Raw genomic sequence first — 24346 nt, 5'->3', positions numbered from 1 at the left:
CAGCGGAAAACAGCTTGACCGTCCCACGGTGCGCCAGGGACGGAATGGGGTAGGTGGGCCCGCCTGGGGATCACCACACCGGGACGGTTCCGGAAACAACGGAACCGTCCCAAACGGCCTCTTCACCCGCGAGGGGGCTGACAACAGAAAAATGAGGAGTCAAAGATGTCTCTTGGAATTGTTTTCCTTTCCGAAGTATTCGGAACCATGATGCTGACCCTGCTGGGTTGCGGCGTCGTGGCAAACGTTGCGCTCAAAGGCACCAAGGGCAACAACGGTGGATTCTTGATGGTGACGTGGGGCTGGGGTATTGCGGTCTTCGCGGGCGTTTTCGTGGCCGCAAAGTCCGGTGCGCACCTGAACCCGGCAGTCACTTTGGGGCTGTTGGTCAACCAGAAAGCAGAATACGCCCCCGGCGTTCCCGTGGATTTCGCGTCAACCCTGACGTACTTCGGCGCTGAGCTGCTGGGCGCCTTCCTGGGTGCCGTGGTTTGCTGGCTCGCTTACAAGCAGCACTTCGATGAAGAACCGCTTGCAGCCAATAGGCTGGGCACCTTCTCCACCGGTCCGGCCATTCGTTCAACCCCGTGGAACCTCATCACCGAAATCATCGGCACGTTCGTCCTGGTCTTCGTCATCCTGACCTTCGGCGGCACCCCCTCGGGCCTGGGCCCGCTGGCTGTGGCATTGCTTGTTGTTGGCATCGGCGTTTCCCTCGGTGGCCCCACCGGCTACGCCATCAACCCGGCACGTGACCTTGGCCCCCGCATTGCCCACGCCCTCCTTCCCATCAAGGGCAAAGGCTCCAGCGACTGGGCCTACTCCTGGATCCCCGTAGTCGGCCCCTTGGCAGGTGGCGCCCTTGCCGGTCTGGTAGCCCTTTGGGTGCCGGACATCATGCCCGCCATCGCCGGCTGATTCTGCACCGCCCCCAAGCGCACCAACCAATATCACTGAATACCGAGCAAACTAAGACAAGGACGTCACCATGAACCAATACGTCATCGCCATCGATCAGGGCACCACCAGCTCCCGTGCCATCGTTTTTGACCACTCCGGAAACATCGTCTCCACCGGCCAGATGGAACACGAGCAGATCTTCCCGCAGGCCGGATGGGTTGAGCACAACCCCGCCGAAATCTGGAACAACACCCGTGAGGTCATCGCCTCAGCTTTGTCCAAGGCGAACCTGACGCGGCACGATATTGCCGCCGTCGGTATCACCAACCAGCGCGAAACCGCTGTGGTCTGGGACAAGAACACCGGCGAAGCGGTGTACAACGCCATCGTCTGGCAGGACACCCGCACGCAGCCCATTGTTGATCAGCTGGCGCAGGACGGCGGGCTTGAGCGTTTCAAGCAAAAGGTCGGACTGCCGTTGGCAACGTACTTCTCCGGCACCAAGATCAAATGGATCCTGGACAACGTCGATGGCGCCCGCGAGAAAGCCGAAGCCGGCGACCTCCTCTTCGGCAACACCGATGCCTGGGTTCTGTGGAACCTCACCGGCGGTGTTGACGGCGGAGTGCACGTTACTGACGTCACCAACGCCTCACGCACCCTGTTCATGGACCTTGAGACGTTGCAGTGGGACCAGGAAATCCTGGACGTCTTCGGCGTTCCGGCTTCCATGATGCCCGCCATCAAGTCTTCATCCGAGGTCTACGGCCAGGTTCACACCTCGCAGCTTCTGCGCGAAACTCCGGTTGCAGGCATCCTTGGTGACCAGCAGGCAGCGACGTTCGGCCAGGCAGCATTCCAGCCCGGTGAAGCGAAGAACACGTACGGCACCGGTTGCTTCCTGATCTTCAACACCGGCGAGGAAATTGTTCATTCCAAGAACGGCCTCCTCACCACCCTCGGGTACAAACTGGGCGATGCCAAGCCGCACTACGCCCTTGAGGGCTCCATCGCTGTGACTGGTTCCTTGATCCAGTGGCTTCGTGACAACCTCGGAATGATCAGCTCCGCTCCCGAGGTTGAGGAATTGGCTGCCGGGGTCAAGGACAACGGCGGCGTCTACATTGTCCCTGCCTTCTCCGGCCTGTTCGCGCCGTACTGGCGTGCTGACGCTCGCGGCGCGATCGTGGGCCTCACGCGGTTCGCCAACAAGGGTCACATTGCCCGCGCCGCCCTGGAAGCAACTGCTTTCCAGACCCGCGAGGTACTGGACGCCGTCAACGCCGACTCCGGCGTTCCGCTCACCGAGCTGAAGGTGGACGGCGGCATGGTGGCCAACGAGGCCCTCATGCAGTTCCAGGCCGACATCCTGGGCGTACCGGTGGTCCGGCCGAAGGTAGTGGAGACCACTGCCCTCGGCGCGGCCTATGCGGCCGGCCTCGCAGTGGGATTCTGGAAGGACCTGGGTGAACTCAGCGCCAACTGGAACGAAGACAAGCGCTGGGAGCCGCAGCTTCCGGCAGAGGAGCAGGAGCGTCAGCTGCGCCTCTGGAAGAAAGCCGTGACAAAGTCCATGGACTGGGTCGACGAGGACGTGAAGTAAGACCAGCGACATGACGCCTTAGCTGTTATGGGGGCCCCGCCCGCTACGCGGACGCCCGGAGCCGCTCCCGGGCCCCCATAACAGCGCGGCGTCGTTGAGCCGGTCTTTTGTAAGCCGCTCGATGCGACGTGGACGATTGAACGTGCGCTATTGTAGATCTATGCGTGCGATCCTTCTGCTTAGCTAGCCGCCCGGCTTTCATTAGCCGTGCGGCCGCCCCTCCATTGTTGAGGGGCTTTTGTGTGTCCGGGACATTCCCGTGCCATAGCAGGAGTCAAAACCGCCATCAAAGAACAGAAGAGGGCAGCAGTGAGCGTTCAGCCGGAGACAGAGACCGGAACAGCACCAACAGCCGCAGCCGAAGCGCCTGAAGAAGGCGTTTACAGCTTCGCGGCGATGGAAGCCAAGTGGCCGCAGGTCTGGGAAGACCTCAAAGTCTTCACCCCTGCCGATGACGGCTCCAAAGAGCGCCGTTATGTGCTGGACATGTTCCCCTACCCTTCCGGCGACCTCCACATGGGCCACGCAGAAGCGTTCGCCATGGGCGACGTCGTGGCGCGCTACCTGCGCCAGAAGGGCTTCGACGTCCTGCACCCCATTGGCTGGGACTCGTTCGGATTGCCCGCGGAAAATGCTGCAATCAAACGCAACGCCCACCCCAGCGAGTGGACCTACGCGAACATCGAGACGCAGGCGGCCTCATTCAAGCGTTACGCCATCTCTGCCGACTGGTCACGCCGCATCCACACCTCGGATCCCGAGTACTACCGGTGGACGCAGTGGCTGTTCAAACGCTTCTACGAGCGCGGCTTGGCCTACCGCAAGGACTCGCCCGTCAACTGGTGCCCCAAGGACCTCACCGTCCTGGCAAACGAGCAGGTTGTCAACGGTGCTTGTGAGCGTTGCGGCACGCTGGTCACCAAGAAGTCCCTGAACCAGTGGTACTTCAAAATCACCGAGTACGCCGACCGCCTGCTGGACGATATGGACCAGCTCCAAGGTCACTGGCCTGAGCGTGTCCTGGCGATGCAACGCAACTGGATTGGCCGCTCCGAAGGCGCCCACGTGCGCTTCGTCATCGAAGGCACCGAAGACCGTGCTGAACGCGAAGTCACGGTATTCACCACCCGCCCGGACACCCTGTATGGTGCAACGTTCTTTGTGGTTGCAGCAGATGCGCATTTGGCGCTGGACCTGGTGACCCCGGAACAGCACGATGAACTCATGGCCTACCGGGAGAAGGTCAAGGCGCTCTCCGAGATTGAGCGCCAGTCCACCGACCGCGAGAAGACCGGTGTGTTCACCGGCCGCTACGCCATCAACCCGCTCACGGGCGAGAAGCTCCCGGTATGGGCCGCTGACTACGTGCTGGCCGACTACGGCACGGGTGCCATCATGGCTGTGCCTGCGCACGACCAGCGCGACCTCGACTTCGCCAAGGCGTTCGGACTGCCCGTCCGCGAGGTGCTGGAAACTGGCGCCGAGGACCCCGCCGAAACCGGCGTAGCAACTGCCGGTGAAGGCACACTGAAAAACTCGGGCGACCTGGACGGCCTGTCAAAGTCCGAGGGAATTCCGGCCGCGATCGAGATTTTGGAGAAGCTGGGAACCGGCGAGAAATTCGTCAACTTCCGTCTGCGGGACTGGCTCCTGAGCCGACAACGTTTCTGGGGTGCGCCCATCCCCATCATCCACTGTGGTGAATGCGGCGAGGTGCCCGTGCCCGATGACCAGCTGCCCGTCAGGCTGCCGGATAACCTGCGCGGTGAGGCGTTGTCACCGAAGGGGACCTCCCCGTTGGCTGCGGCCGTCGAGTGGGTCAACGTTGAGTGCCCCAATTGTGGTCGGGCCGCCCAGCGCGATACGGACACCATGGACACGTTCGTGGACTCCTCCTGGTACTTCCTGCGGTTTGTCTCACCTGACTACACCGAGGGCCCGTTCGATCCCGAAAAAATCAACAACTGGATGCCGGTTGGACAGTACGTAGGTGGCGTGGAGCATGCCATCCTGCACCTGCTCTACGCCCGTTTCTTCACCAAGGTCATCAAGGACATTGGCTTGATTGAAGCCAACGAGCCTTTCTCAGCCCTGCTCAACCAAGGCCAGGTACTCAATGGCGGCAAGGCCATGAGCAAGTCCCTCGGCAACGGGGTGGATTTGGGCGAGCAGTTGGACAAGTTCGGTGTCGATGCCGTCCGCCTCACCATGGTCTTCGCCTCCCCACCGGAAGACGACGTCGACTGGGCGGACGTATCGCCGTCGGGTTCTGCCAAGTTCCTTGCCCGCGCATGGCGCCTCGGGCAGGACGTCAGCAGCGAGCCCGGTGTTGACCCTGCTGCCGGTGACCGTGCCCTGCGTACAGTCACGCACAAGACCATTGCCGACGCCGCTGAACTGTTGGATAACAACAAGTTCAACGTGGTTGTGGCCCGGTTGATGGAGCTGGTCAACGCCACCCGTAAGACCATCGACTCTGGTGCAGGTGCCGCAGATCCCGCCGTTCGTGAGGCAACGGAGGCCGTGGCTGTCATCCTGAGCTTGTTTGCGCCCTACACGGCGGAGGACCTCTGGAACGCCTTGGGTCACCCTGCATCTGTAGCGAACGCAGGCTGGCCGAAGCACGACGACGCCTTGCTGGTGCAGGACACCGTTACCGCCGTTGTTCAGGTTCAAGGCAAGGTGCGCGACCGTCTGGAAGTTTCGCCGGACATCGCAGAGGACGAGCTGCGTGAACTCGCCTTGGCCTCGGAGAACGTTCAGCGTGCCCTGGATGGCCGCGGCATCCGCACCGTGATCGTCAGGGCACCTAAACTGGTGAACATCGTTCCTGCCTAGCAGGAATTGTGCGGCCGCCGGCTCTTTGCCGGCGGCCAGCCATCATCTTTGGAGGTCGCGTGCCTGAGCGAGAACCACCCGCATGGCTTTGGCTCAAGGAAAGAGTGGCGCGTCTTCGCCAGCCGACCGCGCCGGTTGCTGCCGCGGACGTGCCGTTGGCCGCCGTCGTCAAGACAGCAGTCGTCACCGATTCCGCAGCTGCCCTCCCACCGGATTGGGTGTCGGCCTTTACTGCCGACGGGCGTCTGACCGTAGTTCCGATGCCAGTCATGGTGGGAACGGAAATCTACGGCGAGGGGGAAGACGACATCACCCAAACCTTGTCTTTGGCTCTCGCCTCCGGCGCCTCGGTGAAAACTTCACGGCCATCACCGGGACAATTCGAGCAGGCTTACCTGGCCGCGCAGCGCCATGGATTCGAATCCGTGGTGTCCATCCATATCTCCTCCGAACTCTCGGGAACTGCTGATGCGGCGAGACTGGCCGCTGCACGCGTCACCATCCCGGTGGAAGTGGTGGACTCGCGCACGGTGGGCATGGCCCAGGGAATGGGTGTGCAGAGTGCCGTCGTCGCGGCAGCGGACGGGCAAGGAGCGGCGGAAGTCCGCGGTTTTGCCGAAAAGCGTATGGAGCGCACCAAGGTCTACTTTTACGTGCCAAGCCTCGAACAACTGAGGCGGGGTGGACGCATAGGTGCCGCAGCATCACTGTTTGGCACCGTTCTGGCCATCAAGCCCATCCTGGCGGTGGACGGCGGCAGGATCGTACCGCTGGAAAAGGTTCGGTCCGCAGCGCGTGCCGTGGCTCGTCTGGAGGAGATTGTGGCAGCCGATGTTGCCTCCCGTCCGGCGGGGCAGCCGCGATTGGCCGTGCACCATTTTGGTAATCAACTGGAAGCCGAAGCCTTGGCTGCCCGCCTGAGGGAAAAGTGTCCTGACTGCCCGGCCCCTCAAATCAGCGCGCTGCCGGCAGTGTTGGCGGCACATGCCGGATTGGGTGTTCTTGCGGTCATTGTGGGGGAGAGCAGTACGCCAACCGACTGACCCAGAGGCCCTCTTATCCACATAGAGCACCTCGGCCGCTGCCTTCCCGCATCAACGGTCATAGGCTCGAAATATGCCACGCCGGAACAGGGACGCCTCCCCAGATGCCGCAACACAGGCAGCCCGGCAGCGCTTTGCGTCCCGTCTCGGGTCCGAACCCCAGACACTTCCCCTGCTTCAGTTGTCCCACGAGCCTGAACCGGACTTTGACGAGTCAGACCCGGAAACACCTCTGTACGCGGAAACATCTCTGTACGCAAGGACCCGGTGGAGAAGCCCTTGGCGGGTTGCAGCTCTCCTGGCCGTCCTCGGCATTGGCATCATTGGCTGGCACTTATGGCAGTCCGCCATTGGACAGCCACGAACAGAGCCTCTCAGTCCTTCTCTTTCTTCCAGCCCTGCGTTGCCCGAGCCCTTGGAATCTCCCCGCACGGAAGCTACGGGGGTGGCCGGGATCCTGCTGGTGCATGTGGCTGGCGCGGTGCAGAAGCCCGGTATTGTGTCTCTTCCGCAGGGAAGCAGGGTCTTTCAGGCCATTGACGCTGCCGGTGGTGCTGTGGCGAACGCCGAACTCGATGCTCTGAACCTTGCCGAGCTCCTGACCGACGGCGCCAAGATTCAGGTGCCAAGGGTGGGGGAAGTGCCGCCGCCCGCATCCACCCCGCTGAGTGGAAGTTCCGGGAGTGCGGGCGGGGGCTCGAGCGCCGGGGGCCTCTCGGGCCCGGCTGCCTCTGGAGCCAAGGTCAACATCAACACTGCAACGCTGGAGGAGTTGGGCACCCTGCCCAGAGTGGGGCCCGTGACTGCGCAGGGAATCATTGACTGGCGGAAAGAGCATGGCCCCTTTGCCTCCGTAGATGAACTTGACGCGGTTGACGGTATAGGGCCCAAACTCATGGAGTCCCTGAAGGACCTTGTGACGGTGCAGGGTGGCTGAGCTGTCAAGACGGGCTGGTCCCGCTCGGCCCGCTCACCCTCCGGAGGGCGTTCTGTCCCCAGCGCGCACGGACCTGCGGTTGGTCCCGGCCGTGCTGGTTACCTGGACGGTTGCTTTTGCAGGAGTGCTGATCGACGCAGTATGGTCCGCAGCGCTGGCGGGGATCTTGGCCCTATTGTCGGTTGTGCTGTTGGTAGGGGCACGGCGAAAGCGGTCGGCAGGGCATAGGGCAAGGACACTTTCGGCAACCCTTGCCGTGGCCGGGGTTCTGGGCGCAGCAGTGGCTGTGAGTTGTGCGGTCACCGCCAATATTCGGGAAGAGGGACCTCTCGCTGAGGCTATGGAGGCAGGAGGCGGCGTCCTGATTGAGGTGCGTGTCTCTGGCATCCCTGCCGAGCTTCCAGGGCCTGGCAGCTCCGGTGGAAATCGGTGGGCCGTTGATGCGCAATTGCTCCAGGTCACCACCAAGGGCTCAGTGACACAAGGCTCCGCGGATGTCTTGGTGGTGGGTGGGGTTGGCTGGCAAGATGTGCGGCCAGGTCAACAGGTGAGGACCTCCGGGACGTTGAAATCCGTGCGGGATGGACAAACTCAGGCCGGCCTTCTTGCGGCATCCTCTGCACCGGTTGTCATCGCGTCTGATTTTGATGTCCGGCATTCAGCCTTCGATGTCAGGAGACAGTTCGTGGAAGCAGCGGCCTGGCTACCTCCGGACCCGGCGGGTTTGATGCCCGGAATGGTTACGGGGGACACCAGCGCGCTGCCGGAAAGTCTCGAGGCGGATATGAGGACAACCGGAATGACCCACCTGACTGCCGTCAGCGGTGCGAATTGCAGTTTGGTGTTGGGAGGCTTCATTCTGTTGGCCAGATGCCTCAGGATGAGTCGACCGTTTGCCGGAGTCTTTGCTGCATGCGGACTGACGGCCTTTGTGGTCATGGTGGGTCCGGACCCGAGCGTTCTGAGAGCTGCTGTCATGGGAGCCGTGGGCCTGGTTGCCCTCATCGGAGGCCTGCGGGGCCGATCCCTGACCTTCCTCTGCCTGGCCGCTGTTGTTCTTTTGCTGCTGGATCCGGGCATGGCTGCAAATTTCGGGTTCCTCCTGTCCGTACTGGCAACCCTGGGCATAATTCTGCTGGCCAGCCGCATTGCGTCTTGGATTCCTGCATGGGTGCCACGGTGGTTGGCCGCAGCAATTTCCGTGCCGTTGTCAGCCCAGCTGCTATGCGGACCGGTGATTGTGGCGCTTCAGCCGCAGTTCACTCCCTACGCACTCATTGCCAATGTGGTAGCCGGTCCATTGGTGGCACCGGTGACGATCTTCGGGACCCTAGCGGTTCCCTTGGCTGCCACCCTTCCATGGCTGGCGGTGGTGCCCATCGGTATTGCAGGCACCTGCGCGGGCGTTGTGGCCGGGTTGGCCAGGTTCTTCGCGCATCTGCCCGGGGCGGCCGTGCCGTGGGCAGAAGGACCACCCGGGATCGTGTCCATGGTGGCATTCTCAACGGTGACGCTGTTGGGTCTCTGGGCAGCAGTTCACCCTGCGCGAACTTCGGCAGGCATCGTTGGTTTGCACGGCGTTATCGTGACACTCCTCGAGGTGTGGTCCCATCATGGCGCTCTGAGGAGGAGGTCAATGACGGAACCGCAACGAAGCCGGCATGTACAGCGGTGGTCGCCAAAAAGGAGATGGAGGAAAGAGCCCTCGGCGCCCCGCCGGCGGGGCCCGGCGGGGCGTCGCATTCACGGCGGCAGGTGAGCGCGCGGACATCGCTAAACATGGCAGACTTGAATCCTGCAATAAAACGTCCGGAAGGAACCACCTGTGGCTGCTGCCCAAAACACCCGGGCCAAGAGCGTCGCGGCGAACACCGTCACGTGGCGGGATGCGGCACCGGCCGCCGTCGTCCTGATCATGGGACCGGAGGAATACCTGGGTATCCGGGCCATGGACGGCATCCGCGCCCAAGTGCGAAGCGCTACACCTGATGTCGAGCTCAGCCGACTGAACGCGGGCTCCTACGAGTCCGGATCACTGGCGATGACCGTTACGCCGTCTCTTTTTGGAGAGGGCAAGCTCATAGAGGTTGAGGATCTGGAAGCCATGAACGATGCCTTCCTTGCCGACGGATTGGCCTACCTCCAACATCCGGACCAGGACGTTGTCCTCGTCTTGCGTCATGCTGGGGGAGTTCGTGGCAAAAAGCTGCTCGATGCTGTGAAGTCAGCAGGCTGGCCCGTCATTGATTGCCAACCGCTGAAGAAAGACTCGGACAAGACCGCATTTGTCGTCTCCGAATTCAGGGCCGGCGGACGCCGCATTGAAGGTGAAGCTGTCCAGGCTCTTGTTAATGCCGTGGGTGCCAATCTGTCCGAGCTGGCAGCAGCGTGCAATCAGTTGATTGCCGACGCCACAACCGCGGTGACGGCGGAAACCGTGGAGCGCTACTACGGTGGGCGGGTTGAAGCCACTGCTTTCAAAGTGGCCGATGCTGCCATGGCCGGCAACGGACCGGTGGCGTTGTCCACGCTAAGGCACGCCCTGGCTACGGGCGTGGATCCGGTTCCTTTGGTCGCGGCGCTGGCAGCCAAACTGAGGACCCTGGCAAAAGTTGCGGGAGCCAATGGTTCGCCGGCCACCATCGCCAAGAATCTGGGAATGCAGCCCTGGCTTGTGGAGCAGGCCCAGCGGGATGTGCGCCGCTGGACGCCGGAAGGCCTGATCCGCTCCATTCAGGTCATCGCCGAAGCGGACGCCCAGGTAAAAGGCGAGGCGCGTGACCCCGTTTATGCTGTGGAGCACGCGGTCACGGTCATCGCCACTTCTGCGAGTCGCCGCTGATGCCGGTCGCCGTCGGTGCTGATGCACGTCAGCGCTGCCTGGCCCACTTAAACCCAAAGGCCGGCGCCCAATGGGCACCGGCCTTTTGATCAGCTCAGTCGAACTGGAAAAACCTTAGAGTGCGTTGACCTTCTTGGAGATCGCAGACTTGCGGTTTGCAGCGTTGTTCTTGTGAATAACGCCCTTGCTGACAGCCTTGTCCAGCTTGCGGCTGGCAGCAACAAGTGCAGTTCCAGCAGCATCCTTGTCGGCAGACTCAACGGCGGTGTTGACGGCGCGAATGGCCGTCTTCAGCTCAGACTTGACGGCGTTGTTACGCAGGCGAGCCTTCTCGTTGGTGAGGATGCGCTTCTTCTGGGACTTGATATTAGCCACGTATGAACTCTCTTTTTAATGCGGAAATGGTCTAGAGGGTTTTCAGGTTGGCCATCGACTGAGCGGCGTGGGGATGCCTATGGCAGCCAACCATGAGTGGCCGTCGACCTGCACGGACACACAGCTATAAAGGATAGCAGAAAGTACGGACTCACGCAGACTTGCAGCTTATTCCCGCTAACGACGCGCTTGAAGGGCTTTGGCTATCTCTTGGAACCTGGACTTTTCCAGTACCGCGCCCTCGCGCCGAATAGCGTGTGGGTCCAGTCGAATGATGCGGCCCACGTTAATTTCGCTTGGTCGGCCTTGTCGATCCCAGGAGCCGGTTCCGATATCAATGTAGTCCCCGGCCCGGCTGCCGTTGTCGTGATCCCTGGATGTGAGCATCAGCCCCAGAAGCCACTGCCCGTCCCGCCCAATAAGGAGTACAGGCCGGTCTTTTCCCTGCGTGTGATCCTCTTCGTAGGGCACCCAGCTCCACACGATCTCGCCCGGATCCGGTTGGCCATCAGGTGTGGGGGAGTAGCGTACTGAAGCCTTTCCTTGAAAGTCGCCAGGGTAGGAACCGGGTTGACGCTCGACGACGGCCTGCCGGCTCCGCTGCCGCGCGGAACTCTGCCCGGACGCCCGGGATGGAGTGCCGGCCTTGGTGCTGCTGCCCCCGAGTGCCTTGAATGATCGCAGGAGAAATTTGCCCAAGGGGCGCAAGTCGAATGCCATGTGACAACGCTACAGCTGGGTCCTGAGAACGCCCGGCACGCAATGTACGGCGAAGCGCCGGTTCATGGGAGACTAGAGGATCAGATGCGCGGCGTGTTCCGGCTGGCTATGCCCAGTGGCGGGAACTACCGCGCGAGTGTCGACAGTAAGGATCCTGCGTGTCTCCCATGGCCCGCACCGCACCGGTGCCCGCCGCAACAGATCCGGCCATCATCCGGAACTTCTGCATCATTGCCCACATTGACCACGGTAAGTCCACCTTGGCCGACCGCATGCTGCAGTACACCGGCGTCGTTAAGCAACGCGACATGAAGGCCCAGTATCTGGACCGTATGGATATCGAACGTGAGCGCGGCATCACCATCAAGTCACAGGCTGTTCGCATGCCCTGGGAACTTGATGGCAACAGCTACGCGCTGAACATGATCGATACTCCCGGCCACGTCGACTTCACCTACGAGGTCTCCCGCTCCCTGGCAGCTTGTGAAGGCGCAGTGCTTTTGGTGGATGCGGCACAGGGTATTGAGGCGCAGACCCTCGCCAACTTGTACCTGGCGATGGAAAACAACCTCACCATCATTCCCGTGCTGAATAAGATCGACCTCCCGGCCGCACAGCCCGAGAAGTACGCTGCGGAGCTTGCCAACCTGATCGGTGGCGATCCGGAGGACGTTCTCAAGGTGTCCGGCAAAACCGGCGTAGGCGTAGAGGCTCTGCTGGACAAGATTGTCCGCGATCTCCCCGCGCCCGTCGGTGATCCCGACGCCCCGGCCCGCGCCATGATTTTCGACTCGGTCTATGACACCTACCGCGGCGTGGTCACCTACGTCCGTGTAGTGGACGGCATGCTCCACCCGCGCGAACGCATCCAAATGATGTCCACCCGGGCGACGCACGAGCTCTTGGAGATTGGTGTCAGTTCCCCGGAGCCCACGCCGTCCAAGGGCCTGGGCGTCGGCGAGGTGGGTTACCTGATCACCGGTGTGAAGGACGTCCGCCAGTCCAAGGTTGGCGATACTGTCACTAACCTTGCCAAGCCGGCGTCGGAGTCGCTCAGCGGCTACGCCGACGCCAAGCCAATGGTCTTTTCCGGTCTTTACCCGTTGGATGGAACGGATTACCCGGTCCTTCGTGATGCCCTGGAAAAGCTGATGCTCAACGATGCTGCGCTGGTCTACGAGCCCGAGACCTCAGCCGCGCTTGGCTTTGGGTTCCGCGTAGGATTCCTGGGTTTGCTTCACCTTGAGATCACCCGTGAGCGTCTTGAGCGTGAATACAACCTGGACCTCATCTCTACTGCTCCCAACGTGGAGTATGAGGTAACGCTCGAGGACAAAAAAGTCATTCACGTCACCAACCCGAGCGAATACCCCACAGGCAAGATTTCCGAGGTGCGCGAGCCGATGGTTTCGGCAACCATTCTGGCGCCCAATGAATTTGTTGGGTCCATCATGGAACTCTGCCAGAGCCGCCGTGGCCAAATGCGCGGAATGGATTACCTGTCCGAGGACCGTGTGGAACTTCGCTACTGGATCCCGCTGGCTGAGATCGTGTTCGACTTCTTCGACCTCCTGAAGTCCAAGACCAGGGGCTACGCCTCGCTGGACTGGAAGGCCGACGGCGAGCAGGTTGCCGACCTCGTCAAGGTGGACATCCTGCTTCAGGGTGAACAAGTTGATGCTTTCAGTGCCATCACCCACCGCGATAAGGCGTACGCCTACGGTGTGATGATGACTGGCAAGCTCCGCGAGCTTATTCCCAGGCAGCAGTTTGAGGTGCCCATTCAGGCCGCCATCGGATCACGCATTATTGCGCGTGAGAGTATCCGGGCTATCCGCAAGGATGTTCTTGCCAAGTGCTACGGCGGTGACATCACCCGTAAGCGCAAACTGCTGGAGAAGCAGAAGGAAGGCAAGAAGCGCATGAAGATGGTGGGTCGCGTGGAAGTGCCCCAGGAGGCATTTATCGCAGCCCTCACCACTGATGAATCCAAGGACAAGGCCAAGAAGTAAATGCCCAGCGTCCTACCTTTGGGCGACCCGGCACCTGCGGATGGCATTTTGCCTCCGCAGGTGTTGGCCGGCGTCGAGCACCGCAAGTTCGGGCTCTATGTCCACATACCGTTCTGCGCTGTCCGATGCGGTTACTGCGATTTCAACACCTATACGGCCACGGAGCTCGGCGGGGGTGCCTCTCAGGATGCCTACGCTTCCACGGCTGTCTCTGAGCTGGACTTTGCTTCGGTGGCCTTGGATGCCTCAGGTTTGCCCCGCCGTCCCCTCAGCACTGTTTTCTTTGGTGGAGGTACTCCCACCCTTCTTCCTGCAGAAGATCTGGCAAGGATCCTGCGGGCTGCCGTCGACCATTGGGGCCTTGAGCCCGGTGCCGAAGTGACCACGGAGGCCAATCCCGATTCCGTGACTCCGGAGTCCCTGAAGGTTTTGGCCGACGCAGGTTTCACCCGCGTCTCCTTCGGTATGCAGTCTGCCGTACCGCACGTTCTGAAGGTGCTGGACCGCACCCATACGCCGAGTCGGGTACCCCTGGTGGTGCAGTGGGCGCGTGAAGCGGGACTTGCCGTGAGCCTGGATCTCATTTACGGCACGCCCGGAGAATCCATGGCTGATTGGCAGTTCTCCCTTGAGACTGCGCTCTCTTACGAGCCGGATCACATCAGTGCCTACGCTTTGATCGTGGAGGACGGCACCAAACTTGCCGCCCAGATACGCCGCGGTGAGGTGCCCGGTATTGACGACGACGACCACGCTTCCAAGTACGAGCTGGCGGACAAGATGATCTCCGAAGCGGGCTTGGGCTGGTATGAGGTCAGCAACTGGTCGCGAACACCGGAGCAGGCGTGCCGCCACAACCTTGCTTACTGGCGCGGGGACGACTGGTGGGGCATTGGACCCGGCGCCCACTCGCACGTCGGGGGCGTCAGGTGGTGGAACGTTAAGCATCCCACTGCTTACGCCGGGAGGTTGGGGAGCGGAAGCTCTCCGGCCGCCGGACGCGAAACCCTCGACGCCGAAACCCGGGAAGTCGAGCGGATCATGCTTGAAGCCCGGCTTGGCACAGGATTGTCCGTGGATGCCTTGGGCGCGATCGGACGGCACGCGATGGCCGGGCTCATTGCCGACCAACTGGTGGACCCTGTACAGGCGTTCAAGGGCAGGCTCGTCCTGACCCTGAAGGGTCGGCTCCTGGCTGACGCCGTAGTCCGAAGGCTCCTGCCCGACTGACCTCTACTTAATCCAGCGGAGGTTGATTTTGTAGCGGTGAGGCTGCCCGTGGTTTACGCGGATGCCCGCCGAAACGGAGAAGCACGTCAGGGCCACCCAGATTGCGGTAGCGATGACGGCGAAGATGTTGCCAACAACAGGCAGCAAAACCAGGATGTTTGCCAGCACGGCGGCAATGGTGGGAGGCAACGTGAAGTTCAGTGCTTCTTTGGATTCCTGCGCTGTGAACGGTCCGCGATCCTTGAAAATCAAGTAGATCAAAAGGGACGGCAGGCACCCCAGGATGCCGCCAAAATGGGCCAGGGTAGCCCATTGCCTGTCCTCGCTGGCCGTCAGGGGGAGTGCGTTGGCAGGCGCGCCATGGTACTGGGGCCGGCCTGCGGCGCTGCCCGGTTCTTCAGGAGCGTTATCTGCCACGGTGTCTTCCCTTTGCTGTAAAAATGGTGCGGTGTTGCTGTCCAAGAATACCGGCCCCAGCGCACTTCCCGGGACATGCGCCCCATTGACACGGTAGTTACTGATACAAGAGGAAGCCCGAATCAGGGAACAGTCAGGAAATCGATGACTTCCTCCACCCGTCCCAGGAGCGAGGCCTCGAGGTCGGCATAAGTGCGGACCGCACCCAGGAGCCGTTGCCAACCCAAGCCTATGTCCTCCGCGGTCTCGTGCGGCCAGCCGAATGCGCTGAGGATCCCGGTTTTCCAATCGATTCCCCGGGGCACTGCGGGCCAGGCATCAATGCCCAGAACCTTCGGCCGGATGGCCTGCCACACATCCACATAGGGGTGTCCCACAATCAAGACGTTCCCTGCTGCCCCCGGTACTGTCATGGCATCGGCGGCGATTCGGGACTCCTTGGAGCCCGGGACGAGGTGGTCCACGAGGATGCCAAGCCTGCGGCCCGGGCCGGGGTTGAAGTCTGCGATTGCTGACTTCAGGTCATCAACGCCATGGAGTGGTTCCACCACGATGCCCTCCACCCGGAGGTCGTCACCCCAGACCTTCTCCACAAGCTCGGCGTCGTGCTTTCCTTCCACCCAAATCCGGCTGGCCTTCGCTACCTGGGCCCGCTGACCCTGCACTTTCACCGAGCCTGAAGCCGTCCGCCCGGCGGGAACTGCGGAGGTGGCAGCCCGCGGGGCGGGAGGCATCAACCGGATGGCTTGCCCCTCGAGGAGGAAGCCGAATCCCAGTTGGAAGGACTTGGTCTTACCGCGCCGGTCCTCAAGGGATACCACATGCATGCCGCCGGATTTCTCCACACGCGTGACTTCGCCCACCCAGCCCGATTGAACGTCCTCAAGGACCATTCCGCGTTGAACGGCAACTTCGGGCAGTTGCTTCTTGGCTGGAGCGGAAAGATCCTGCGGACCCCAATTGTTCAAAGCCACGGGATTCCTACCTTTTGTGCTGGTTCATGGTGGTGTGCTGGTTCATAGTGCGGGCCTGAGCCGCCCGACGGCAGGTTTCAATGCTAACAACGGGGTGGCTCATACTAGACTTGTTAGCACTTGGGCATGTTGAGTGCTAAGTGTGGGGCTCCGGTGAGACCCCGCGTTGACCGGTCGAATGGGCCAAGGCAGTCGTCAGGAGGTGGAGCAATGAGTGAGCCGCGCAAGCTCGAGGTGCTGCGTGCCATCGTTGAAGACTACGTGCATTCCAGGGAACCTGTTGGATCGAAGGCCCTTGTAGAACGCCACCATCTTGGCGTTTCCAGCGCCACCATCAGGAATGACATGGCTGTCCTGGAAGAAGAAGGCCTTATTGCCGCGCCCCATACCAGCGCAGGCCGAATCCCCACGGACAAGGGCTATCGCTTGTTCGTTGACCGCATTTCCCAGGTCAAACCATTATCTGCAGCCGAACGCCGGGCCATCCACTCCTTACTTGAGGGTCCTGATGATGTTGACGACATCCTGGAGCGCACAGTAAGGCTTCTGTCCCAGCTGACAAACCAGGTGGCGGTCGTTCAGTACCCGCAGTCACACCGGGCGTTGGTCCGTCACGTGGAATTCGTCCTGCTGGCCCCTCATCAGGTCCTCGTGGTGTTGATCGCTGACACCGGTAGCGTGGTGCAGAAGGTCATCGATGCCGGCACCGATGTGGGCAACGAGGCGCTAATGCTTCTGAGGTCCCGGTTCCTGGGCAATATTGCAGGCACCCAGCTGGCTCTTTTGCCGCAGGTACTTCCGTCGGTGGTGGCACTTTGTCCTCCGGAGCTTCGCGGCCTGGCGCAGACTTTGGCCCAAGGGCTGCAGTCATTGAGCGACACCAGCCGTGAAGAGCGGATCCTGATGGCCGGAACAGCGAACCTGGCCCGGTCCAACGTGGACTTCCCCCTAAGCATTGGGCCTGTTCTGGAAGCACTCGAGGAACAAGTTGTCATGCTTCGGTTGTTGTCTGACATGGGGGATGATCCCCGGGGCGTGACCGTAAGCATTGGACGTGAGAATCCTTACGACGGTCTGGCGGAGGCGTCAGTCGTGGCAACCGGTTACGGATCCGGAGCCAAAGTGGGGATTCTTGGTCCTACACGCATGGACTATCCCACTACCATGGCAGCCGTTCGCGCCGTGGCCCGTTACCTTTCCCGCATTCTCGGCGGCTGAACACCGGCCCGAGGAAACATCCGCAGTACAACAAGGAAGAGATACCGACTTTGAGCAGCCACTATGACGTTTTGGGAGTCTCGCCGGAAGCCACCGGGGAAGAGATCAAAAAGGCGTACCGCAAGTTGGCGCGGAAACTCCACCCCGACGTAAACCCGGGCGAGGATGTCGCGGAACAGTTCAAGGCCGTGACGCACGCCTACGAGGTGTTGTCCGATCCCCAGAAGCGCCGCGTCTACGACGCCACGGGCAATGAGAACGGCACCGACAACGGATACGGTGGCGGCTATGCCGGCCAGGGCTTCGCGTTCCAGGACATCTTTGACACCTTCTTTGGCGGGGGTGGCGGCCAGGGCGGCCCTGCCTCCCGTGTCCGTCGGGGCCAGGATGCGCTCATCAGCGTCCGCATCGACTTGAAGGACGCCGTGTTCGGCGTCAACAAGAAGCTCGAAGTGGACACCGCCGTCATCTGCCCCACATGTGATGGCAGTTGCTGCCGCCCGGGGACACACCCGGAACGCTGCGATATTTGCGGTGGCAGCGGTCAGGTCCAGCGGGCTGTCCGGTCGATCCTCGGCCAGGTCATGACAACCGCCCCTTGCGGTTCGTGTGAGGGCTTCGGCACGGTCATTAAGGACCCCTGCAATGAGTGCAGCGGGCAGGGCCGCATCCGCAGCCGCCGTTCACTGACCATCAAGGTTCCCGCCGGTGTTGCCACTGGTACGCGCATTCAGCTCTCCGGGCAGGGTGAAGCGGGACCGGCAGGAGGCCCCTCCGGTGATCTCTACGTGGAGATCCGGGTCAACAACGATTCCATGTTCATGCGTGAAGGCGACGACCTCCATGCCACACTGAGTGTGCCCATGACCGCGGCGGCACTTGGCACTGAATTGCAGCTGGACACCTTCGACGGCGCCCAGGACATTGACGTCAAGGCCGGAACCCAATCCGGAGAAGTCATCACTCTGCGCGGCCTGGGTGTGACGCACCTCCGGGGCTACGGCCGAGGCGACCTGAAGGTGCACTTGCACGTGGAGACCCCCACCAAGCTCGACCCCGCCCAAGAAGAACTCCTGCAGCAGTTGGCCAAGCTCCGCGGTGAGCAGTTTACCGAGGGAAAGCTTGTGGCCAGCGGCGGGATGTTCGCAAAACTTCGCGACAAGCTCGGTAACCTGTAGCGGTGAGCAACCCGGTTTTCTTTGCACCGGCGGGTAGCTTCGGTCAGTTGAGCCCCGGCTCTACGTTCGTCCTGGAGGGCGCTGAAGCCCGCCACGCTGTCACAGTCAAGCGATTGGCTGTAGGCGAGCCGGTGGACATAGCGGACGGTGCGGGCGCGCGGTTGATCGGCACCGTGATGGACACCGGTTCGAGCACCCTCACCGTGCAGGCGTCGGAGATCCTCGTCGAGGACCAGCCGGAAATCCGGCTGGTCCTGGTTCAGGCGTTAGCGAAGGGCGATCGCGACGAACTAGCCATCGAGACTGCTACCGAGCTTGGAATTGATGCAGTCATTCCGTGGCAGTCCGAGCGGGCAATCGTGCGCTGGAAAGGCGATAGGGCCGTCAAGGCGCACGCCAAGTGGCAGTCAGTGGTCACTGCGGCAGCCAAACAGGCGCGACGTGCTTGGATTCCCGAGGTACGTTCCATAGTGGACACAGGCGCCTTGGCGAAAGCCGTGGCGGCTGCTGATGCAGCCATCATCCTCCATGAAGATGCGAAGAACCCCTTAAGGGCTGTCCTTGAGGAGACACTTGCGGTCATGGAAGGACAGGCAGGGACTTCCCGCGAGGTGCTCCTGATCGTGGGGCCGGAGGGTGGAATCGCCCCGCGTGAGGTGACGCGGCTCAGCGACGCGGGTGCGGTGACGGCACTGTTGGGTCACCATGTCTTGAGGTCTTCGACGGCGGGACCCGCCGCCGTCGTGCTGGCCAGCGACGTCCTCGGCCGCTGGTAGACAACGGCCGCTGGTAGTCACCGCCGTTGGTAGGCTGCCGCCCCTAGGGCACGCGGTTATCCGACGTTGAATATGCGGGTGTCGGTGCTCGTCTCGATGGTTGCGCCGGCTTCGTCCACCTGCGAGACCCGCAACTCATATTTTCCGGCCTTCAATTGGGCACTGAAGTTGAAGACGCCGTATTGACCGGGGTCGCCGGTGGCTTGGGTTTGTCCGGTGAAAAGGCTGGTCTTTTCGCCCTTGTTGTTTTCTTGGAGAATCTGCCAGCTGACCGGTTTTGAGCTGTCCGTGCTGCGGCCATTGAACTTGACCACACCTGTTGGCAATGTTGTTTCCTCTTGGGGGTCGATGATCCACAGAGGTGCTACCAGGGAGGCATTTCGTTCCATGGGTTGGCCAAGTTTGACTTGGCCGAAGGCCATGTAGTCCGTGTGCCCGTCAACCAGGATGACAACTTGGATTTGTTGTCCGGAGTTGATCAGGCCTGAGGAGGAGGCTGCTGCTGTAGCTGTATAGACCAACTGTTGGACGGCGCGCTGCGCCATTCCAGCGTCGAGGTTCGAGTTGAACGCATCCCGGGAGATGTCGACGGTGATGACGTTCTTGCCGGAGATGGACGTGGCCAGGTTTTCCGGTGCCTGCCAGGGTGTGAAGAAGTCGTGGTCCAATGGCTTTTCGGACATCATGATCTTCAGTGCGGTGGTTACGGGGTTTCCATCGCTGGAGATGTCCCTGAACTCGCGGTAGAGGTAGACCTCTTCCTTGCTGCGGCCAATCCAATACACCGGTATTTTTGTGGAGGCCTGCGTAGTTTCCAGTGGAGCGTGGCTGGCTGGTGCGTCTGCAATGGTGACTGGCGGGGAAGTCACCCCGGCCGCGCTGCCGCCGCCATTGGCAATGCATCCCGTCAGCAGAAGGGCAGCAAGCATCGCAGGCACCGCTGAGAGGGACTTGGTCCGCCTGCGCGCGCCATCTTTGATGGTTACTGGCTCCGTAATGGGTGTCCTGCCTTCATGTATCCGGTGTGGCAGCAGGTGCCGCCGATCCCCGGCCGCGAGGGCCGGGCAGCAGGGTGCTGATGCCACCCGCTATGCCAGCTTGGCACATCGTCGACGGCGGTCGGCCGGGATTGGGCGGACGGGCGCCAACTGAAACAGGATTGATACCCGCTTGATGCGGAGTTGAGACAAAACGTGTGACATGACGGAGAGGGGCCGGTGTTGCCGCGGATTTCGGTTCCTTGAACGCCGGGCTGGCGTAGGATTGAAGACATTCCGGCATCTCGGACGAGCGCCTCTTAGCGGTCGCGAATGTCGAATCGATGGCGTTAATAGGACCAACCGGAGGAGAAAAGGCCTGAGGCCAGCACTATGAGTGAATCTTTGAACGGGCGGCTCAGGACCGGAAACGGCAACCTGCCGCCCACCGAGTTCCCGCACACACTACCGGGTACGCGCACGGAAGTTGTCACGTTCGACAACTCCGACCAGATGGTTCACTCGTTGGGCAGCCACGACGAAGCCTTGCGCTACATTGAGGAACAGTTCCAGGACGTAAGTTTCCATGTCCGGGGCAACGAGCTTTCCATGACAGGTCCTTCCACCGTTATTCCACGCGTCATGCGCCTTTTGGAGGAAGTCCGTGGGCTCGTAGCAAAAGGAACCGTGGTCACTCCGGACGTCCTCCAGCAGCTGGTTTCGCTTTTGAGGGCCCAGTCAGTCCAGAATCCGGCCGATGTCCTGACGCACAACATTCTTTCCAGCAGGGGTAAGACCATACGGCCCAAAACGCTGAATCAGAAGAACTATGTTGACGCCATTGATGACAACACCGTGATTTTTGGCATCGGCCCGGCGGGCACAGGAAAGACGTATCTGGCGATGGCCAAGGCCGTGCAGGCCCTGCAGACCAAGGAAGTCAGCCGGATCATCCTGACCCGGCCCGCAGTGGAAGCGGGGGAGAGGCTGGGCTTTCTGCCCGGCACGCTGAGCGATAAAATCGATCCCTATCTTCGCCCGCTGTATGACGCCTTGCACGACATGATGGATCCCGAGTCCATTCCACGCCTGATGGCTGCCGGGACCATCGAAGTAGCCCCCTTGGCGTACATGCGCGGACGCACGTTGAATGACGCCTTCATCATCCTCGACGAAGCACAGAACACCACGCCGGAGCAGATGAAGATGTTCCTCACTCGTCTGGGTTTCGGTTCAAAAATGGTGGTCACCGGAGATGTCACACAGATCGACCTCCCGTCCGGTTCGACGTCGGGCTTGCGGATCGTCCGGGAAATCCTGAAGGGAATTGATGACGTCAATTTCTCCATCCTGGAGGCAACAGACGTCGTACGGCACCGTCTGGTTGCCGACATCGTCTCCGCTTACGGCGCTTGGGATGACGCGCACAGCAGCGACGCCGCTAAATCGCAGTACACCTCCGGAACGCAGTACAAACGTGGAGAACGTAAATGAGCATTGAAGTAAACAACGAGTCCGGTGTAGCGGTGGACGAGGCCCGGCTGGTGACGTTGTCGCGCTTTATCTTTGAGCGGTTGTACATCCACCCCCAAGCGGAGCTTTCCATCCTCCTGGTCGATGAACCGGCCATGGAAAAACTTCACATCGAACTGATGGATGAGCCTGGAGCTACCGATGTTCTCTCCGTACCTATGGACGAACTGACGCCGGGCACTCCGGATAAGCCCACCCCGCAAGGCATGCTGGGCGACATCGCCATCTGCCCGCAGGTTGCCGAGGTGCAGGCACGCAACGCCGGCCACGCTACGCAGGATGAGATGCTGCTTCTGACCACCCATGGCATTCTTCACCTGCTGGGCTTTGACCATGCCGAGCCGGAGGAAAAAGAAGAAATGTTCGGTTTGCAGCGGGAACTGCTGTCTGAATTCCTGGGCAAGGATGCCCCCATGGAGACCATGCAGTGACCTCGATCATCCTGGTCGGCATGGCGCTGGTTTTCCTCAGCTTCGTGGCTTTGTTGACCGCAGCCGAGGCTGCGTTCAACTTCCTGCCCCGCCATGAGGCCGAACAATCCATAGTACGGAGCAAAGGTAAGGCGCTTGGGGGCATCCTCAAGAACCCCATTGCGCACATGCGCGCCCTGCGTTTCTGGCGTGTGTGGTTTGAGATGGCGGCGGCAGTTGCCGTCGCGGTGGTTTTGCACAGTTTGTTGGACAACGTTTGGCTCGCGGGCCTTGCGGCCACGGGCATCATGGCCGTGATTGGTTTTGTTCTGGTAGGTGTTTCCCCCAGGCAGTTGGGCCGGGCGCATTCCGGGCCCGTTGTCCGGTTCACGGCACCGCTTATCAGGTTTCTCTGCTGGATACTGGGGCCTATCCCAGGCTGGCTGGTGGCATTGGGGCAGGCTGTTGCCCCCGGTGCACCGAGTGGGGACGATGCTTTCGTCAGTGAAGAAGAGTTCCGCGAATTTGTTGATCGTGCCGCGGAATCGGACATGATCGAAGACAATGAGGCAGAACTCATTCATTCGGTCTTTGACTTCGGCGACACGTTGGTGCGTTCTGTCATGGTTCCCCGCACGGACATTGTCAGCATTGGTACTGGCTCGGATCTGGAGACGGCCATGGGCCTTTTCCTGCGGTCGGGCTACTCACGGATCCCGGTGATCGGGGAGAACACTGACCAGATCCGGGGAATTCTCTACCTCAAGGACGTTGCTGCGGCCATGCATCGGCGGGAGCCGGGACTGCAAGCACACGACGTCGACTCCTTGGCCCGCGACGTACGTTATGTTCCGGAATCCAAGCCGGTGAGTGATCTTCTCAGGGAACTCCAAAAGGAGTCCACCCATGTGGCCATCGTGATCGACGAATATGGCGGCACCGCCGGATTGGTCACCCTTGAGGATCTCATTGAGGAGATCGTTGGCGAGATCGTGGATGAATACGACGCCGCCGCCGAAGAGGCGGTTGACCTCGGTGACGGCACATACCGGGTCAGTGCCCGTATGAGCATTGATGACCTGGGCGAACTTTTCGACATTGATCTGGACGACGACGAAGTGGATACGGTGGGCGGCCTGCTGGCAAAGGCGCTTGGCCAGGTCCCCATTGTGGGAAGCGCCGTTGATGTGAATGGAATATCGCTCAGGGCCGATAGGCTGGAGGGTCGCCGAAACAGGGTCAGCCACATCATTGCGGCAGCCATGCCAAAGGAAGACACTGACTTTGAAGACCTACTCGACGACGCCGACTTAACGCAACAGGGAGTTCCACGTGAGCAAGCAAAATAAGAAATTCGACGCCGACGCAGATTTCGGTGGCTTCCACGCGGGCTTCTCGGTGCTTGTGGGCCGTCCCAATGCGGGAAAGTCCACGCTGACCAACGCTCTTGTGGGGCAAAAGGTGGCCATAACCTCTGCTAAGCCACAAACAACGCGGCACACCATCCGGGGTATTGTCCACCGCGAGGATGCCCAACTGATTCTTGTGGACACTCCGGGCCTTCACCGCCCCCGGACGCTGCTGGGTAAGCGCCTGAATGAGTTGGTTGCCGATACCCTGGCCGAAGTGGATGCCATTGGTTTCTGCCTGCCGGCCAACGAAAAGATCGGCCCAGGCGACAAGTACATTGCAGCTCAGCTGGCCGCCGTCGGACGTAAGCCCATCGTGGCGCTGGTGACAAAGACGGACCTCGTGGACCGTCAGGCGTTGACGGAGCAATTGCTCGCGGTCGCCGCGCTGGGACGCGATGTACTGGGTGAGCAGGGGTGGGCCGACATCGTGCCCGTTTCAGCTGCGGATGGTTTCCAGGTTTCTACCGTTGCCGATGTCCTGATCAGTCATATGCCGTCCTCACCGCCTCTTTACCCTGATGGCGAGCTGACTGACGAGCCAGAAGCCGTCATGATCGCTGAGCTCGTTCGCGAAGCAGCCTTGGAGGGTGTCCGCGATGAACTTCCCCACTCATTGGCAGTTGTGGTGGAGGAGATCGTTCCCCGCGAGGGTCGGACCGAGGACAACCCGCTGTTGGATGTTCGGGTAAATCTCTACGTTGAGCGGCCCTCCCAGAAGGCCATCATCATCGGTAAGGGTGGCAGCCGTTTGCGTGAGGTGGGAACCAACGCCCGCAAGGGGATTGAGACGCTGCTGGGTACCCGGATCTACCTCGATCTTCACGTCAAAGTGGCCAAGGATTGGCAGCGCGATCCCAAACAATTGGTCAAGCTGGGCTTCTGATTGGCACCTCTGGATCCGGCGTGGCTTGGGTCCCGATAAGGAACTTCCCAGAAACGGCAACTATGATT

21 protein-coding genes are annotated in these 24346 nt (G+C 61.2%); 16 read left to right on the top strand and 5 right to left on the bottom strand.

Annotated features, from left to right (window positions below; all coding sequences use genetic code 11):
• Positions 1 to 165 precede the first annotated feature (165 nt).
• From ABI796_RS10510 to holA, 7 genes are all read left to right on the top strand, one after another.
• Positions 166 to 918, top strand: a complete 753-nt coding sequence (locus ABI796_RS10510; RefSeq protein WP_303409131.1) for an MIP/aquaporin family protein — start codon at positions 166 to 168, stop codon at positions 916 to 918.
• Positions 919 to 988: 70 nt separating this feature from the next.
• Entirely contained in the window at positions 989 to 2503 is a 1515-nt protein-coding gene (gene glpK / locus ABI796_RS10505) for a glycerol kinase GlpK (protein ID WP_141283563.1), read from the top strand.
• A 309-nt stretch (positions 2504 to 2812) separates the two neighbouring features.
• Positions 2813 to 5341: a leucine--tRNA ligase gene (gene leuS / locus ABI796_RS10500; protein ID WP_141283562.1), complete on the top strand. Its 2529-nt coding sequence runs from the start codon at positions 2813 to 2815 to the stop codon at positions 5339 to 5341.
• Between the two features lie 59 nt (positions 5342 to 5400).
• The gene (locus ABI796_RS10495; RefSeq protein ID WP_373091194.1) at positions 5401 to 6384 is read left to right on the top strand and encodes a DegV family protein; all 984 of its coding nucleotides are present in this window, start codon (positions 5401 to 5403) and stop codon (positions 6382 to 6384) included.
• 73 nt (positions 6385 to 6457) lie between these two features.
• On the top strand, positions 6458 to 7321 hold the full coding sequence (locus ABI796_RS10490) for a helix-hairpin-helix domain-containing protein (protein ID WP_141283560.1): 864 nt from the start codon (positions 6458 to 6460) through the stop codon (positions 7319 to 7321).
• A 340-nt stretch (positions 7322 to 7661) separates the two neighbouring features.
• Positions 7662 to 9080, top strand: a complete 1419-nt coding sequence (locus tag ABI796_RS10485) for a ComEC/Rec2 family competence protein (protein ID WP_307723098.1) — start codon at positions 7662 to 7664, stop codon at positions 9078 to 9080.
• A 66-nt stretch (positions 9081 to 9146) separates the two neighbouring features.
• Positions 9147 to 10163, top strand: coding sequence for a DNA polymerase III subunit delta (gene holA, locus ABI796_RS10480; protein WP_141283559.1), 1017 nt, complete (start codon positions 9147 to 9149; stop codon positions 10161 to 10163).
• 114 nt (positions 10164 to 10277) lie between these two features.
• On the opposite strand, the gene rpsT is transcribed toward holA, so the two are convergent.
• Both rpsT and ABI796_RS10470 read right to left on the bottom strand, forming a co-directional pair.
• A complete protein-coding gene (rpsT, locus tag ABI796_RS10475; protein WP_011774926.1) occupies positions 10278 to 10538 on the bottom strand; it encodes a 30S ribosomal protein S20 in 261 nt (86 codons plus the stop codon).
• 177 nt (positions 10539 to 10715) lie between these two features.
• A complete protein-coding gene (locus ABI796_RS10470) occupies positions 10716 to 11258 on the bottom strand; it encodes a type II toxin-antitoxin system PemK/MazF family toxin (RefSeq protein ID WP_141283558.1) in 543 nt (180 codons plus the stop codon).
• A 158-nt stretch (positions 11259 to 11416) separates the two neighbouring features.
• Here ABI796_RS10470 and lepA point away from each other — a divergent pair, with 158 nt between their 5' ends.
• Together lepA and hemW are read left to right on the top strand one after the other, a co-directional pair.
• Positions 11417 to 13270, top strand: coding sequence for a translation elongation factor 4 (gene lepA / locus ABI796_RS10465; protein ID WP_026540780.1), 1854 nt, complete (start codon positions 11417 to 11419; stop codon positions 13268 to 13270).
• Entirely contained in the window at positions 13271 to 14500 is a 1230-nt protein-coding gene (gene hemW / locus ABI796_RS10460) for a radical SAM family heme chaperone HemW (protein WP_141283557.1), read from the top strand.
• Positions 14501 to 14503: 3 nt separating this feature from the next.
• Here hemW and ABI796_RS10455 read toward each other — a convergent pair whose 3' ends face one another.
• Positions 14504 to 14917 (bottom strand): DUF4870 domain-containing protein, encoded by a 414-nt coding sequence (locus ABI796_RS10455; protein ID WP_141283556.1) that lies wholly within the window; start codon positions 14915 to 14917, stop codon positions 14504 to 14506.
• Between the two features lie 122 nt (positions 14918 to 15039).
• A complete protein-coding gene (locus ABI796_RS10450; protein WP_141283555.1) occupies positions 15040 to 15891 on the bottom strand; it encodes a DUF3097 domain-containing protein in 852 nt (283 codons plus the stop codon).
• Between the two features lie 210 nt (positions 15892 to 16101).
• On the opposite strand from ABI796_RS10450, the gene hrcA reads away from it, so the two are divergent.
• Genes hrcA through ABI796_RS10435 form a run of 3 tightly spaced genes read left to right on the top strand, consistent with a single transcriptional unit; the run spans position 16102 to position 19063 of the window.
• Positions 16102 to 17109 (top strand): heat-inducible transcriptional repressor HrcA, encoded by a 1008-nt coding sequence (gene hrcA, locus ABI796_RS10445; RefSeq protein WP_141283554.1) that lies wholly within the window; start codon positions 16102 to 16104, stop codon positions 17107 to 17109.
• Between the two features lie 50 nt (positions 17110 to 17159).
• Positions 17160 to 18287, top strand: coding sequence for a molecular chaperone DnaJ (dnaJ, locus tag ABI796_RS10440; protein WP_141283553.1), 1128 nt, complete (start codon positions 17160 to 17162; stop codon positions 18285 to 18287).
• 2 nt (positions 18288 to 18289) lie between these two features.
• Complete coding sequence (locus tag ABI796_RS10435) at positions 18290 to 19063, top strand: 16S rRNA (uracil(1498)-N(3))-methyltransferase (protein ID WP_141283552.1); 774 nt, start codon at positions 18290 to 18292, stop codon at positions 19061 to 19063.
• Positions 19064 to 19119: 56 nt separating this feature from the next.
• Here ABI796_RS10435 and ABI796_RS10430 read toward each other — a convergent pair whose 3' ends face one another.
• Entirely contained in the window at positions 19120 to 19992 is an 873-nt protein-coding gene (locus ABI796_RS10430) for a GerMN domain-containing protein (protein ID WP_141283614.1), read from the bottom strand.
• Positions 19993 to 20433: 441 nt separating this feature from the next.
• On the opposite strand from ABI796_RS10430, the gene ABI796_RS10425 reads away from it, so the two are divergent.
• The 4 genes from ABI796_RS10425 to era are packed head-to-tail and all read left to right on the top strand — an operon-like array spanning position 20434 to position 24278.
• Positions 20434 to 21534, top strand: a complete 1101-nt coding sequence (locus ABI796_RS10425; protein ID WP_141283551.1) for a PhoH family protein — start codon at positions 20434 to 20436, stop codon at positions 21532 to 21534.
• On the top strand, positions 21531 to 22004 hold the full coding sequence (gene ybeY / locus ABI796_RS10420) for an rRNA maturation RNase YbeY (RefSeq protein WP_141283550.1): 474 nt from the start codon (positions 21531 to 21533) through the stop codon (positions 22002 to 22004). Before ABI796_RS10425 ends, ybeY begins: the two co-directional genes overlap by 4 nt.
• Positions 22001 to 23332, top strand: a complete 1332-nt coding sequence (locus ABI796_RS10415; protein WP_141283549.1) for a hemolysin family protein — start codon at positions 22001 to 22003, stop codon at positions 23330 to 23332. The genes ybeY and ABI796_RS10415 overlap by 4 nt, the downstream gene beginning before the upstream one ends.
• Entirely contained in the window at positions 23316 to 24278 is a 963-nt protein-coding gene (gene era / locus ABI796_RS10410; RefSeq protein WP_141283548.1) for a GTPase Era, read from the top strand. The genes ABI796_RS10415 and era overlap by 17 nt, the downstream gene beginning before the upstream one ends.
• The last annotated feature ends 68 nt before the right edge of the window (positions 24279 to 24346 follow it).

It is taken from the genome of Paenarthrobacter aurescens (genome assembly GCF_041549525.1).
GTDB lineage: Bacteria > Actinomycetota > Actinomycetes > Actinomycetales > Micrococcaceae > Arthrobacter > Arthrobacter aurescens.
This window is presented reverse-complemented; position numbering and strand designations above follow the sequence as displayed.

Bases quoted from the DNA above. Each gene is read 5' to 3' on its own strand.
- ABI796_RS10510 (WP_303409131.1), top strand. From the start codon at position 166: ATGTCTCTTGGAATTGTTTTCCTTTCCGAAGTATTCGGAACCATGATG.
- glpK (WP_141283563.1), top strand. From the start codon at position 989: ATGAACCAATACGTCATCGCCATCGATCAGGGCACCACCAGCTCCCGT.
- ABI796_RS10490 (WP_141283560.1), top strand. From the start codon at position 6,458: ATGCCACGCCGGAACAGGGACGCCTCCCCAGATGCCGCAACACAGGCA.
- ABI796_RS10485 (WP_307723098.1), top strand. From the start codon at position 7,662: ATGGAGGCAGGAGGCGGCGTCCTGATTGAGGTGCGTGTCTCTGGCATC.
- ABI796_RS10470 (WP_141283558.1), bottom strand. From the start codon at position 11,258: ATGGCATTCGACTTGCGCCCCTTGGGCAAATTTCTCCTGCGATCATTC.
- hemW (WP_141283557.1), top strand. From the start codon at position 13,271: ATGCCCAGCGTCCTACCTTTGGGCGACCCGGCACCTGCGGATGGCATT.
- hrcA (WP_141283554.1), top strand. From the start codon at position 16,102: ATGAGTGAGCCGCGCAAGCTCGAGGTGCTGCGTGCCATCGTTGAAGAC.
- ABI796_RS10430 (WP_141283614.1), bottom strand. From the start codon at position 19,992: ATGCTTGCTGCCCTTCTGCTGACGGGATGCATTGCCAATGGCGGCGGC.
- ABI796_RS10425 (WP_141283551.1), top strand. From the start codon at position 20,434: ATGAGTGAATCTTTGAACGGGCGGCTCAGGACCGGAAACGGCAACCTG.
- ybeY (WP_141283550.1), top strand. From the start codon at position 21,531: ATGAGCATTGAAGTAAACAACGAGTCCGGTGTAGCGGTGGACGAGGCC.